Annotated in this window: 12 protein-coding genes, 1 tRNA gene and 3 pseudogenes; 4 read left to right on the top strand and 12 right to left on the bottom strand. The window is 60.3% G+C overall.

What is annotated here, in order from left to right; translation table 11 throughout:
* Positions 1-47 precede the first annotated feature (47 nt).
* From FP2506_RS15090 to FP2506_RS18820, 3 genes are all read right to left on the bottom strand, one after another.
* Complete coding sequence (locus FP2506_RS15090; protein ID WP_007068414.1) at positions 48-989, bottom strand: nucleoside hydrolase; 942 nt, start codon at positions 987-989, stop codon at positions 48-50.
* A 394-nt stretch (positions 990-1,383) separates the two neighbouring features.
* Positions 1,384-2,052: a peptide-methionine (S)-S-oxide reductase MsrA gene (gene msrA, locus FP2506_RS15095; protein ID WP_007068415.1), complete on the bottom strand. Its 669-nt coding sequence runs from the start codon at positions 2,050-2,052 to the stop codon at positions 1,384-1,386.
* A 93-nt stretch (positions 2,053-2,145) separates the two neighbouring features.
* Positions 2,146-2,424 carry a hypothetical protein gene (locus FP2506_RS18820; protein WP_148227593.1) on the bottom strand — a complete coding sequence of 93 codons (279 nt, stop codon included), beginning with the start codon at positions 2,422-2,424 and terminating at the stop codon, positions 2,146-2,148.
* Between the two features lie 414 nt (positions 2,425-2,838).
* On the opposite strand from FP2506_RS18820, the gene FP2506_RS15105 reads away from it, so the two are divergent.
* A tRNA-Ser gene (locus FP2506_RS15105) sits at positions 2,839-2,928 on the top strand.
* A 799-nt stretch (positions 2,929-3,727) separates the two neighbouring features.
* Here the strand turns inward: FP2506_RS15105 and FP2506_RS19085 are convergent.
* The 6 genes and pseudogenes from FP2506_RS19085 to FP2506_RS15135 all read right to left on the bottom strand — a co-directional run bounded on the left by FP2506_RS19085 (position 3,728) and on the right by FP2506_RS15135 (position 8,839).
* Complete coding sequence (locus FP2506_RS19085; protein ID WP_202814214.1) at positions 3,728-4,048, bottom strand: class I SAM-dependent methyltransferase; 321 nt, start codon at positions 4,046-4,048, stop codon at positions 3,728-3,730.
* A gap of 115 nt (positions 4,049-4,163) precedes the next feature.
* On the bottom strand, positions 4,164-4,919 hold the full coding sequence (locus FP2506_RS15115) for a DUF3623 family protein (RefSeq protein ID WP_007068419.1): 756 nt from the start codon (positions 4,917-4,919) through the stop codon (positions 4,164-4,166).
* Positions 4,916-5,566, bottom strand: a complete 651-nt coding sequence (locus FP2506_RS15120) for a DUF1826 domain-containing protein (RefSeq protein ID WP_081448355.1) — start codon at positions 5,564-5,566, stop codon at positions 4,916-4,918. Before FP2506_RS15120 ends, FP2506_RS15115 begins: the two co-directional genes overlap by 4 nt.
* Positions 5,563-6,792 (bottom strand): annotated as a pseudogene (locus FP2506_RS15125) (GTP-binding protein). The gene FP2506_RS15120 and the pseudogene FP2506_RS15125 overlap by 4 nt, the downstream one beginning before the upstream one ends.
* 84 nt (positions 6,793-6,876) lie before the next feature.
* Positions 6,877-7,532 (bottom strand): annotated as a pseudogene (locus FP2506_RS15130) (ZinT family metal-binding protein).
* Between the two features lie 176 nt (positions 7,533-7,708).
* Positions 7,709-8,839: a zinc ABC transporter substrate-binding protein gene (locus FP2506_RS15135; protein WP_007068424.1), complete on the bottom strand. Its 1,131-nt coding sequence runs from the start codon at positions 8,837-8,839 to the stop codon at positions 7,709-7,711.
* Between the two features lie 142 nt (positions 8,840-8,981).
* Between FP2506_RS15135 and FP2506_RS15140 the strand changes: the two genes are divergently transcribed.
* From FP2506_RS15140 to FP2506_RS15150, 3 genes are read left to right on the top strand one after another with little or no spacing between them, the layout of a single operon-like run.
* Positions 8,982-9,809 carry an ATP-binding cassette domain-containing protein gene (locus FP2506_RS15140; RefSeq protein WP_007068425.1) on the top strand — a complete coding sequence of 276 codons (828 nt, stop codon included), beginning with the start codon at positions 8,982-8,984 and terminating at the stop codon, positions 9,807-9,809.
* Positions 9,802-10,656 carry a metal ABC transporter permease gene (locus FP2506_RS15145; protein ID WP_007068426.1) on the top strand — a complete coding sequence of 285 codons (855 nt, stop codon included), beginning with the start codon at positions 9,802-9,804 and terminating at the stop codon, positions 10,654-10,656. The genes FP2506_RS15140 and FP2506_RS15145 overlap by 8 nt, the downstream gene beginning before the upstream one ends.
* Positions 10,653-11,063 carry a Fur family transcriptional regulator gene (locus FP2506_RS15150; protein WP_007068427.1) on the top strand — a complete coding sequence of 137 codons (411 nt, stop codon included), beginning with the start codon at positions 10,653-10,655 and terminating at the stop codon, positions 11,061-11,063. Before FP2506_RS15145 ends, FP2506_RS15150 begins: the two co-directional genes overlap by 4 nt.
* Positions 11,064-11,394: 331 nt before the next feature.
* Here FP2506_RS15150 and FP2506_RS15155 read toward each other — a convergent pair.
* From FP2506_RS15155 to FP2506_RS15165, 3 genes and pseudogenes are all read right to left on the bottom strand, one after another.
* A pseudogene (locus FP2506_RS15155) lies at positions 11,395-11,949 on the bottom strand (DUF4394 domain-containing protein); the annotation flags it as partial.
* Positions 11,950-11,967: 18 nt separating this feature from the next.
* Complete coding sequence (locus FP2506_RS15160) at positions 11,968-12,534, bottom strand: cytochrome c oxidase assembly protein (protein ID WP_007068430.1); 567 nt, start codon at positions 12,532-12,534, stop codon at positions 11,968-11,970.
* Positions 12,535-12,644: 110 nt separating this feature from the next.
* Positions 12,645-13,229: an SCO family protein gene (locus FP2506_RS15165; RefSeq protein WP_007068431.1), complete on the bottom strand. Its 585-nt coding sequence runs from the start codon at positions 13,227-13,229 to the stop codon at positions 12,645-12,647.
* Positions 13,230-13,356: the final 127 nt, after the last annotated feature.

The following is a 13,356-nucleotide window of genomic DNA, read 5'->3' on the forward strand; positions in this document are numbered from 1 at the left end:
ATGTTTGGCGGCAATCTGTTGTTCCTGTGAACGATCACTTCTTAGCTTCATGGCAGACGGCCAACGCGCTCTGTTAGGAACGCAAAGAATGCATCGGCGTCGCCGGAACGCATCCAGACTACATTCTTTGGTCGATCGGTAACTCCCCAATAATCGACGACTGTCATGCCGCGGCAGAGTTCGGAGCCAGTCTCGATCATGGCGTTCACCGCGCGGCCCTCGAAGATATCCGGTCTCAGGACGAAAGCTGTGACGCAGGGATCGTGCAGCGGCGCGCCTTCCCAATTGTACTTTTCCACGTCGAACCGCTCGGAGAAAGAAAGCATAGCCGCCACCGCATCACCCGAGCGGTTACCGATCGCCCGAAAGGCCTCGATCCGCTCCTTTGTCGAACGCATGCGATGGGTAACGTCGAGCGGCAGCACCGTGAGCGCTGCGCCCGAACGAAAGACCGCGCTTGCCGCTTCCGGATCGACGTAGATGTTGAATTCGGCCGTCGGCGTGATGTTGCCGACCTCGAAATAGCCGCCGCCCATCATGACGATATCTTTCAGCCGCCCGGGGATGTCCGGCGCCTTTGCGAAGGCTAACGCAACATTGGTAAGCGGCCCGAGGCAAAGAAGGCGGATCGTGCCGGGCTCGTGTGCGCGTACGGTGTCGATAAGGAAATCGACGCCATGCTGGCTTTGGGCGACGATCTTCGGCTCCGGCAGGTCCGGCCCGTCGAGCCCGGTCTTGCCATGGACATGTTCGGCGGTGACAAGCGTGCGGCCGAACGGCTTGGAACACCCAGGATGAACCGGAATTTCGTTTCGGCCGCCAAGCTCCAGCAGCTTCAGCGCATTTTTCGTCGTCAGATCGAGCGGAATGTTGCCGGCGACGGTGACGATGCCGAGCACGTCGATCTCGTCCGGTGAGGCGAGAGCCGTAAGGATTGCCACCGCATCGTCCTGGCCGGGATCGGTATCGAAGATCACCTTCTGGGCCATGCCACCTGTCCTCGGCTGCCTATCGTCGGGTGCAGGCATATCCTATCGGCGATGGAATAAAAGGTTTCGGTTTCACTCGCTCATTTACACTGGCGATGAGGCGCGTCCTTGGCGCGCTCCGTCTTGCGCGATAGGCTTGCCGATCAGTAACGAGGCCGACGGGCCTTCGAGTCTCTCACCACGCTCCGTCATGCTCGGCCAAAGTGCCGAGCATCCAGTCCCCGCGCGCCTGAGCTCGACGTAAGCTCCTAGCGTAGGATCAGCGTCTTGGCGACCCATCGGCAACGCCTGGATCCCAGGGACGGAGCTCTGGAATGACGAACCGACAGAGCGGAGCCAAAACGCGAAACGGCCGCCCCGGAGGACGGCCGCCCAAATCACCTCACTGCGCGCTTTATTCCGCCGCGACGCCCGCGCCCACCGGACAACTCACGCCCGTGCCGCCAACGCCGCAATAGCCGCGGGGGTTCTTCGCGAGATATTGCTGGTGGTAGTCCTCAGCATAATAGAACTCTTCCGCCGGCTTGATCTCCGTCGAGATCGTGCCGGTGTGCCCCGCTTCCTTGAGCGCCCCCTGATAGGCCGCCTTCGTCTCCTCGGCGAGCTCTCTCTGCTCGTCGTCGAAGGTGTAGATGCCGGAACGGTACTGGGTGCCCATGTCGTTGCCCTGGCGCATGCCCTGGGTTGGGTCGTGGCCTTCCCAAAAGGTCTTGAGAAGTTCGCGGTAGGTGATCTTCTCCGGGTCGTAGACGACGAGCACCACCTCGTTGTGTCCGGTCTGCCCGGTGCAGACCTCCTGATAGGTGGGGTTCGGCGTATAGCCGCCGAGGTAGCCGACCGCCGTCGAATAGACGCCGTCGAGCTGCCAGAACTTGCGCTCGATGCCCCAGAAGCAGCCCATGCCGAAGACGGCTTGTTTCAGACCATCCGGAAATGGGCCCTTCAGCGGCGCGCCGTTGACGAAATGTGTCTCGGGGACCGGCATTGCGGTCGAGCGGCCCTTCAGGGCCTCGGCCGGGTCGACCATCTTCGTTTTCTTGGCGAACATGTCGAGAATGTACATCGTTCTGCTCCTTTAAACAGGAATGTGCCTTCTTTCGTCGGCATTGAATGGTCCGACTGGGGCCTTCGCTGCGGTTTACTCCTACGCTTCGTGTCAGGTACGCCCGACCCTGCGAGGCTTGCGACCGAGAAGCGTCAGGACCGCGCCGATGACAGCGAAACTGATTGCGAAGGGCCAAGTCCCAATCATCGCCACTGTCGGCGTGGCGCCGTCGGTAAACACTTCCGCTCCAATGCCGGTCATGCGGGAGATATCGGCGATAGTCGCCAACCGCACCACATCGTCCGCAACATATTGCGCAATGTCGCCGATGGCGAAAACAGTGGCAATCGCCAGCGCCAGCGTTCCAAGCATTCGTAGGAAAAAGCGCATCGAAGGGAACGACTCCAGTCTCGCGGCTAGGTTGTTGTCACTCTGCCCGACCACGAAAGCAGATCGCCAGGCGCATTCATGTCTTACGAACCGCGCCGCCATTCTGGAAGCCGATTGTTGCTGTACGACCAATGCTTCGGACCGGAGCAAGACCGCAAGATGGGGATTTCCGAGGCTCCTGGCAACGCTTTGATCCGCAACCTGCCATTCAAAGAGAAACGGGCTAGCCCTCGCCCTGGAGTGGTCTGTGCGAGGAGCGCGCTCATCTTTGTTTTGCAGAAAGATTGGTCTTCCGCGGTCAAGGGCGGACAAAATGCTTGAACCCATCCGATTTCTGGCTTAGGTCCCGCGCCGTTCACCGCCTTCACAAGAGGGTCGCCGTTTAACGACGCGGCCACCGGCGCGGCGAACATCGGTGAGGTGGCCGAGCGGTCGAAGGCGCACGCCTGGAACGCGTGTATACGGGAAACCGTATCGAGGGTTCGAATCCCTCTCTCACCGCCATTAATTCTTGTAAAGTCATCGTTCTAAATGGTGGTTTTTCGCATTCGGACCTCTTCTACCCTAACGTTCACCCTAACGTCGGACTGGGATGTCGGTGGACACGAGGGTACACTGCTATTCTCTCGCATTAGTTTTTCGTACTAGCTCTGCTTGGGTGACGCCGGCAATTCATCGCCGTTGCGCAACCACAGCGGCTACACCACTCAGTTCGATACGTAATTTCAACCAAGCGTAGCGGGCAACGATTTTTTGGAGCGAAAAGGAACTGTTACATCAAAATTTTTGTCAAACGGCAGCAACGCGCCCATCACAGACGTACGAACGGCACCGTCGGCATACTCCGAAGCAGACATTGCCACCGTCTCTGATTAATCGTGAATGGCGCAGTCGGAGGCGGCATTGGCAAGGCTGCATGAAGTTATTTCGTCGCATGCCAGCCGTGGACCATAAAGGTCTAACAAAAGCGTATCGGCACGGCGAATCCAGCCTCCTTCCACAAGGCCTCGGTTTCAGATGGCGACAGAACGCAAAGCTTCTGGCGCAAGGTCTCCGGTAGCGCCTCAAGCGAATCCGACGATGCTCCCATCAGGGCCTGGATCCGTCTTCAATTTTCGAGCATCGCGGGAAAGGCCGGTGAATCGAGATCGAATGCGATCTCGGTGCTGACGAAAAAGCCGCCTTGCTTGAGGCGATCGTATGCGGCCCTGTAGAAGCCTGTCCTCTCTTCTCTTTCGATGAAGTGAGCCACTATGATACTGAGCACGGCGTAGAATTCGAAGTCGGTCGCCACGTCATAGATTTAGCCACAGACCAAGTCACAGCGGTCGGATACGCCGGCATCGTTTAAGCTGGCACCGCATATTTTGAGCATTTCAGCCGAGGGATCGACGCCGACGAAAGACCATGTCGGATAGGCACGAGCGAGCGAGAGGATTTCGGCGCCTGTTCCCGCTCCGACGCAGAGAATGCGGGCTTGAAGCGGCAGGTCCGCCAGAACGAGACGCACAAGGAAATGCAGACAGTCCGACAGCGGGGCGAGCGGACTGTTTCGCTTATCGTAACCAGCCGCGAGATCCGCATCGAAGATCTCCGCCCAATTTGGCTTATTGGCGTTCTTCACTCGTAGGTCGTTCTCCAGTTCGCCCACCTACAGTCGCCGGGTGGTCTTCCTTTTCTTCAGTTCTGCTTTCGAAGCGTGCCTGCGTCGGAAATTCAGTCGCGCCGTGGCCTCTTGGTCACCGTCCGCTTCGGTCCCGCCCGGTCCAGCGCCAAAGCCTATCCTCGTAGAAAGGGAACATCAGAAAGAACATCTCGGCGATGCCGAGGAGAACGAGGGCTGCGAGGAGTCCCGCCAAGGTCGACACCAACTGGTCCGGATGGTTGAGACTGCGGATGATCAGAACGACGAGCGTTCCGACGAGGATGTTGATGGTCACCGGAAGAGCCGGGCTGATCCGATCCCTTCGAAAGTAGCTTGCGAGATAATGAAGACGCTGCGGCAGCATGTGAATGGCCGCGCAGGGCGCGCCGAGAAACAGGTTGAGCTCTGCGAGCGAACGCAGGCCCCAGAGAACCAGAAAGGTGAACAAGACGGTCTGGTTGGCGCTCCCGGTCAAGCCGATCGCGAGGACGGCGGCCGTTAGAACGAGCCCGATCTGTCGGTTCCCGATCGTCTCGAAAGCCTCGCGGCACGTCGGCCTTCGACCGGGATCGGCAGGCCATGTCCGCGGCCCGACGACCCAGCCCGTCAGAAAGGCGATCTCATGCGCTCCCCAGAGCATGAGAGCCGCGAAGAACCCCAGCCATGCGCCAGTAGCCGTCGGCATGTTTTCGCTCATGAGCGCGGCGATCAGACCGGTCGTGCTCACGCCCGCGGCGACGAGCCTAATCACGGTTCCGTCCGGCGAGAACCGGCGGGTCGCCATCAGGATCAGGCCGGTCGAAAGCCACCAGGCAGCAATGACACCTCCGAAGCAGAGAATGATGGTCATGTCGGATGCCGCTCACCATTATCGTCCAACTCGACGAGTTCAATGACAAGCAGCAGACGGGACGGTCCGATCGTTGCTGGCGGCGAGCGGTGGAGGAGGCGCATGTGAGCAGCTCCGGCCCAGTTCGTCCCGCGGACGATGCCGACCTCGCCGCATGCCATGCGGAAGATCTCCGGCGTTTCGACCCCCGACGAAACATCATGGAACTCTGTCCCGGGACCGCGAAGGGTGCAAAGAAGACGAGCCGTGACAGCATCGCGATGCCAGCGTGGGCAGGTCTGGCCTCGATTGACGTCGAGACGAACCGCGATGCGATCGCTCTTCAGAACGTCCGAGAACCGGCTGGCAAGGCTCGCAATATCGAGGAGCAGACAGGTACGATCGAGGCCGTCCGGCGTGCCGCTCTCCTCACAGGCCTCGTCGACGGCGGCGTAGACATCCTTCGCCAACCCCGTCCATCGCAGGCGAGGCAGGCATTCGACGGGAAGCGCGCCCAGCCACTGATAATAGTCGGGAAGCGGCCTTTGCCAGACGGCGAGTTCAGTCGAGTACTGATTAAGAGTCTCCAGAACCGACGGGCATGCGTCGAGGCGGATGACCGGAGCATCCTCCACCAATGGCGCGCTCCAGTTTCGAAGCGCGCTCATGCTGCTTCTTGCCGGCTCTGCCAGGCCGGGAACGGATCCGGCAGGTCGGCGAGACCTTTCAGGTCGCCGAGGCTTTCGGCAGGTGCCAGACAAGCGTCGAGACGCGCCTTCAGCGAGGGCCAGTCGATGCCGATCCCGATGAAGACGAGTTCCTGGCGCCGGTCGCCGAAGGGCTCGGCCCATCGCTTGGCGAGATAGGCATTCGCCTGCGGATTGTCCGGCCGCCTCTCTTTCGGGACCTAGGCCCACCAGACACCAAGCGGCGTCACGCTGGAAAGGGCTCCGGCGAGCGAGAATTCGGCGACGACGCTCGGGCGGGTCGCCACCCAGAAGTGACCCTTGGCACGAACGACGCCCGGAAGCGGGCGATTGAACAGATCGTGGATTTTCTCTGGATCGAACGGACGCCGCTCCCGGTAGACGAAGGATGTGACGCCGTACTCTTCGCTCTCCGGTACGTGATTGGCGTAGCCGTAAAGTTCCTTGGCCCACATCGGATGTTCATGCGCCTTCTGAAAGTCGAAGAGGCCGGTATCGAGGATCTCGCCTGCTGCGACCTCGGAATAGCTTGCCTCGATGATCCGCGCATCAGCGTTCAGGCTGCGCACGATCTTGCGGGCGGCGTCCAACTGGTCCGGAGTCGCATCGGACACCTTGTTGAGGACGACGACATCGGCGAACTCGATCTGCTCGACGAGAAGCTGGACGATGGTCCGCTCGTCGTCTTCGCCCATGGTCTCGCCGCGATCGGCAAGGAAGTCGTGGCTCGAATAGTCGTTCAGAAGGTTTGCGGTATCGACGACCGTGACCATCGTATCGAGCCGCGCAACGTCCGAGAGGCTGCGCCCTTGCTCGTCGCGGAATTCGAAGGTCGTCGCCACGGGGAGCGGCTCGGAAATGCCGGTGGACTCGATCAGGAGGTAGTCAAATCGGCTCTCGGCAGCGAGTTTTCGGACCTCGTTCAGAAGATCCTCGCGCAGCGTGCAGCAGATGCAGCCATTCGACATCTCGACGAGAGTCTCGTCGGTCTGGGAGAGGTTCGCACCGCCCTCGCGAACGAGATCGGCGTCGATGTTCACCTCGGACATGTCGTTGACGATGACAGCGACACGCTTTCCCTCGCGATTGTTGAGAACGCGGTTGAGAAGTGTCGTCTTGCCGGCTCCGAGAAAGCCGGAGAGAACGGTGACGGGAAGGCGACCGGACTGGCTGATGATCTGGCTCATGGCGAACCTCTGTTCTCCGAAAATTAGGACGGATTGGGCCGCCCAGCTTCGATGGCTGGGCAGCAGACCGAAGAAGTTTTGGGATCAGTGGGCGATCATCTCGGCGACGATCTCGTCTCCACTGAGCGAGGCGGGATAGTAGGTCGGCCAGTTCGTGACCTCTTCGAGCAGCGCGGCTCGGTCGTCGCCCCAATAGAGGTGATAGTGGTCGGTCTTTTCGGGCGCGATCTTGTGGTCGCTGAACTGGATGAACTGCGGCGCGGCTTCGTCTCCGCCCGTCTTCTCGAAGATGAAGCGGACGCCGCGATTGCCCTTATCGTAGGTCAGGACCTCGTAGCCGTCGTAGCTGTACTGCCCCGCCATCGGCTTACCATCCTTATTGAAGGAGACCATGTCGCCCTCGATGGTGATCCGGTCGACATCCGTGCGATAGCCGGTCGTGTAATAGTCCTTGTATTCGGCGGCCGTCATGTCGCCGTCTTCGACTTGTGCTCCCAGACCGCCTCGAGCGTGCCGTCCTGTAGATACGGGTAGACCGACTGCCAGTCGCCAGCGTAGTCCGACAGGGGCCGGTCCTTGATCTGGCTGTCCTCGAAATAACCCTTGTAGATCTGCTGATCGTCTTTGCTGTGGACATGATCGGCGCTTGCGTGACTGTGGGTCTTTTGCTGGGCGATGACGGTCGCGCTACCGGATAGGGCGAATGCGAAGGCCGTGACGACTACGATTGTACGCGACATTTCAGAGTCCTTTTCTGACTAAGGGCGAGACAGATGGCCTTTTCGGCGGCTCTCGGGGAAAAGGGAGATGGCTCTAGACCTCGGGAGAAAACGCATACTAATGTTATACCATAACATTAGTATTCCAAAGGAAAGGGCGGCTGGCTGGGCCGCCCCTTTTTCGAGCTTTGGTGGGGTCAGCTCGACTGCCCCAGACAGTCCTTCATCGATGCCGCCATGTTGCGGATAAGCGCGTGATAAAGGTCCGGCCCGTTTTCGATATTCGATCCGAGTGGATCGAGAACGCCCGAGCGCGCCTCGGTGCCTTCCATGACCGTGGAGACGAGTTGTGGTTCGAATTGCGGCTCGGCGAAGACGCAGGTCGCACCCAATTGCTCGACCTTGTTCTGGATTTCGCCGACGCGCTGCGCGCCGGGTACGACCTCGGGCGAAACGGTGATGGAGCCGGCGGCCGTCACGCCGAAGCGGTTCTCGAAATACGGGTATGCGTCATGGAAGACGATGAAGGTCTGATCCCGGAGCGGCTCCAACTGTGCGCTCACCTCTAAAACCAATTCGTCGAGCCGTGCCATCTCCGCTTCTGCGTTCGCTTCGTAGGTCGCCGCATTGTCCGGATCAACGGCGACGAGAGCTTCTTCGATCTCATGAACCATGGCCTTTGCGTTCACCGGGTCGAGCCAGATATGGGTATTGAATTCGCCCTCGCCGTAATCGTGGTCATGTCCCGCTTCGGCGGTCTCGCCATGATCGTGATCGTGCCCCTTCTCGGCCGTTTCGCCCTGGTCATGATCGTGCCCGGCTTCGGCCGTCTCCCCATCATCAGGGTCATGCGAATGGCCTGCCTTGGCGGTCTCCGTGTGGCCATGGTCGTGGCCGTGTTCCTCCTGCCCCTCGGCAGCAACAGGTTCCACTTCGTTTCCACCGTGATCATGATCGTGCTCTTCGAACGTACCGCCTTCGCGAAGCGGGAGCTTGACGAGATCATGGGAGTCCATCAGCTGGATGGTTTTGGCGGTCGTGCCGATCGTCTCCAGAGGCTTTTGCAGGAAGGGTTCTATGCCGGGACCGATCCAGAAGACGAGCTGCGCATCCTCCAGCATCTGAGCCTGTGACGGCTTCATGGCGTAGGTGTGCGGCGAGCCGGCACCTTCGACGATTAATCCGGGCTCGCCGACTCCATCCATGACGGCGGCGACAAGCGAATGGACCGGCTTTATCGACGCCACCACGTTCACCTGCGCATTGGCAGCCGGGGCGGAGGCGGTGACAAATGTCGAGGCGAGAAAGAAAGCCTTGATTGGACGCATGGGAAACTCCAAGGATCGCGCAATGACGCGTGGTCGGGAACAATGCAACGTTATCACGTTACAAGATTGTGTAACGGTATAACGTGTGTCATAGCGCATGCAAGACCCGATCGAAGAAAGTTCGCGAGGAAGCCTATATTCTATGCTGCAAAGACCGGACGCGCTTGTCACGCTCGACAATGCCGGCATCCATCGCGGCGGGCGTTGGCTCGTGCGAGGGATTTCGATGTCGGTCGATGCGGGCGAGATCGTCACGCTGATCGGACCGAATGGCTCGGGAAAGTCGACGACGGCGCGGATGGCGCTCGGCCTCATCGCGCCCGATGAGGGTACGGCGTCACGCCGTCGCGCCATCCGTGTCGCCTACGTTCCGCAGAAGCTTACAGTCGACTGGACGTTGCCGCTCAAGGTGAGCCAGTTCATGCATCTGACCGGCCGTGTCGGCGCTGACGAAGCTCAGGCGGCTTTGGCCGCGACCGATGCCACCCGTCTGACTCACGCCGAGGTGCGCACACTGTCGGGCGGCGAATTCCAGCGGGTCATGCTGGCCCGGGCGATGGCGAGGCGGCCGGATCTTCTCGTTCTCGACGAACCGGTGCAGGGCGTCGATTTTACAGGCGAGATCGCCCTCTATGAGCTGATCGGACGAATACGCGACGAACTCGGCTGCGGCGTCCTGCTGATCTCGCACGATCTGCATGTCGTCATGGCCGCGACCGATCGCGTCTTCTGCCTCAACGGCCATGTCTGCTGTTCCGGAACACCGAAATCGGTTGCCTTGAGCCCGGAATACCGGGCGCTGTTCGGAAACCGTGCCGCCTCTACGCTCGCGGTCTACGAGCACGATCACGACCACACCCATCTCGCCGATGGACGCGTGCGGCATGCCGATGGCAGCATCACCGACCATTGCCATCCGGACGACGGCCATCATCACGAAGAGCCGGACAAGGAGCGATCCGATGCTTGACGATTTCTTTACCCGAGCGCTGATCGCCGGGATCGGGACGGCGCTCGTCGCCGGTCCGCTCGGCTGCTTCATCGTCTGGCGGCGGCTTGCCTATTTCGGCGACACGCTCTCCCATGCCGCACTCCTTGGCGTGGCGCTCGCGCTCCTATTCGAGGTAAATATCGAGCTTGCCGTCTTCGCGGTGTCCGGCTGCGTCGCGATCGCGCTTCTGCTCCTTCAAAAGCGCGCCGCCGTCTCCTCCGACGCCCTGCTCGGCCTCCTGTCGCACTCGGCCCTCGCGATCGGCCTGGTCGTGCTCGCCTTCATGACCTGGGTCCGCGTCGATCTGATGGGGTTTCTGTTCGGCGATATTCTCGCGGTCTCGAAGATGGATATCGCCATCATCTGGTTCGGAGGTGCGCTCGTACTCGCGATCCTGGCGATGATCTGGCGGCCGCTTTTCGCGGCGACCGTCAACCGCGAACTCGCCGCGGCCGAAGGGATGAATCCGGGACGAGCCAATGTCGTCTTCATGCTGCTGATGGCCGCCGTCATCGCGATCTCCATGAAGATCGTCGGCGTCCTGCTGATCACCGCAATGCTGATCATTCCAGCCGCAACGGCGCGACGCCTTGCGCCGGGTCCGGAACAGATGGCAATGATTGCCGCAGCTGTAGGCGCGATGGCCGTGATGGGCGGCCTGTTCGGCTCGCTCGAATGGGACACGCCCGCCGGTCCGAGCATCGTGGTTGCGGCGCTGTGCTTCTTTATTCTTTCCATTCTTCCCGTGCCGGCGCGCCTTTCTCTCGTTTCAAGGGAGGAGGGCCGCTCCTGCGATGAATTCAATGAGGGAGATACGCGCTCATGACCAAGCACACTCACAGCGATGCTGGCCTGACGAAAAACCAGTCGCTGGTGATGAATGCGCTCAACCGATCGGACGGACCGCTCAGCGCCTACACGATTCTAGACCAGTTACGTGACAAGGGTTTTCGGGCACCGCTGCAGGTCTATCGGGCTCTGGACAAGCTGGTCGACTCAGGCCTTGTGCATCGACTGGAAAGTCTCAACGCCTTCGTCGCCTGCCGTCACACCCATTGCGGGGATGACCGGACCACCACCTTCATGATCTGCGAAACGTGCGGCCAGGTTACCGAGATCAGCGATGGCGTGCTCGCCGACCAGCTTCAGGAACTGGCGCTCGACGCCGGCTTTGCCCTCCGGAAGTCGATCGTCGAACTGCGTGGCACCTGCCGGGAATGCTCGGCGGCTTGATGGGATCGGCTCCAAACAGCGATATCCTTTGAGCCTCTTTCACTGGGTCTTGTAGTTCGCCCGCAAGGTGTTGGTCCGCTGTATTCCAGCCCGGACAGATGCGAGCGCGGTTCTCTGAAGTGGGAACCGCGCTCGCATGGATTGGTTCAATCGGTGATCGACGAGATGAATTATACGCGCCGGACTTAGGACGCCGCTTCCTGTAAGATCTTCACCGGGCCGTGATCATCGCAAAGATCTTCATGCGGATGGTGAAGCCGGCCATCGACGATGTAGTCGACGTGATCGCCATGCCGGAAGCCGCTTCTCGTTCTTCCTTAAAACTTCCCGCTTACATCGCCGGCATGATCGTGATGTCGCGAACGTCTCCGTCGACGCCTTCAATCGTGCCTGCCTCTTCGGCGCTACCACTTTCGAGATCGACCTGGTAGAGCGTCGTGCCGTTCACGAGCCATGCCATGTTGTTCATTTCAGCATCGGTCGCGATGTCGAAGGCATAGTTCGAGGCGGGCTCTTCGATCCCGAGCTTGCCGACGGCAGCGAGCGTACCGTCGTTGGGCGATGTCTGCTGGATCACGGCGACGATGGTGGAATCGATGTCGTACATCGCCGTCGATTCCGGCTGGCCGTAGCTGTTGATATAGGCGGCCGCGACGATCGCCGGGTCTTCGCCCGCATGCATGTCGGCCTCTTCGAACGAAAGGCTGCCGTCGACGGTCACTTCGCCGGTGTCGACGTTCACTCGGTGGTTGGTCGTGCCGGTCATGTAGCGCAGGCGATCAGCCATCGGATTGAAGTCGACGACCACCGGCATGTCGCCCATCTCGAGCGGCGTATCCATCGTCGAAAGTTCCGTAGCTTCACCCGTTGCCGGGTCGATGGTGACGAACGAGAGAAGCCTAGATCAGCGAAATTCCGGGAATTCTTCCGCGTATTTGAGCGTGTAGTGGACGGTCAGTGTCTTCTCGTCGTCACCGCTCGCGTCCTTCAGGATCGTCGGGTCGATCAGGATCGAGTCGGAAACGAAGCTGGTCTCCCAGGGCCCGAGCGTCTGTCCCGTGGTGCAGATGCCCTGCAGCTGGTTGTAGAAAACGGACTCTTCTGCTGGCTCGACGCGATAGCTCAGCCGAAGTGGCACCACTTTGCTGGTCCGGTTGCTGAGAAAGAAGTAGAGCCGTGTGACGCTGCCGGGTTCGACGGAGACGACATCTTGTTTCGGTTCGAGCGTGGCATTGACGCCCTCGACGCTGCGGCTTTGAAAACGCAACTGCACAGTTTTCGGGCTGGTTTCGTCTTTCGCGGGATTGCGTGTCTCGGCTGTCGTTCCCGTGCTCGCGCCGCTCGAAGGCTTTGCGGTCTCGGCGGATGCTGAGCCGAGGAGGAGCGGACCGGACAGCAGAGTAGCGCAAAGCAGCGCGAGAACCTGAGATACGACGGCTGCTCGGCGATTTCTCTGAGCCGCAATCCGCATCGACCGAGCTCTCCAATTGTCCTCGAAACAATGAAGTCCGCTCGGCATTCTCTCATGGATAGCCTGGCAAGGAATGGGTCGTTCGTTCGGCAACTCGACTTGTGATCCGGTCATGACTGGTCGACGAGCCTAAGCAGTTTACGAAAGGCCATTTCACTGTCCTCGCCAAAGCCGATCGTTCCGGTGAACTCGCCGCCGCGATTGAGCAGAAAGACGGTCGCCGTGTGGTCCATCGTGTAGTCCCCGTCCTTGAGGGGAACCTTCTTGTAATAGACGCCCCAGTTCTCAGCCATGGCATCCAGCTGCTCATGCGAGCCGGTCAGCGCGACGATGCGCTCGTCGAATGCGCCGACATAGTCGGCCAGGACGTCCGGCGTATCGCGTTCCGGATCTACGGTGACGAAGACGACGTTGAGATCGTCAGCCTTCGGGCCAAGCTCGTTCAACACGAGCGAAAGCTCGGCGAGCGTCGTCGGGCACACTTCCGGGCAATGGGTAAATCCGAAGAAGAGTGCGGTGGGTTTTCCCTCGAACAGGGATTGCGTGACCGGTTCGCCGTTCTGATCCGTCATGGCAAGGGGATCGGTCGACGCTGCTCTAGAGCGTCCATCGTCGAACGCTACGATGAAGACCGCCGACACCAGAAACGCCAACACCATCACGGCCGCCAGACCGATATGTGCTCGTTTGATCATGGGTTCGCTCTCGATGCGAAACGTCTGATTCAGTCTACGATAAACCGTTGAAGAGATCACCCCGGGCATAACGCCTCTGGACGCCCCCGCGACACAGAGCCTACTTCAGTTAAGCCCAGTATCTTCA

It is taken from the genome of Fulvimarina pelagi HTCC2506 (assembly GCF_000153705.1).
GTDB lineage: Bacteria > Pseudomonadota > Alphaproteobacteria > Rhizobiales > Rhizobiaceae > Fulvimarina > Fulvimarina pelagi.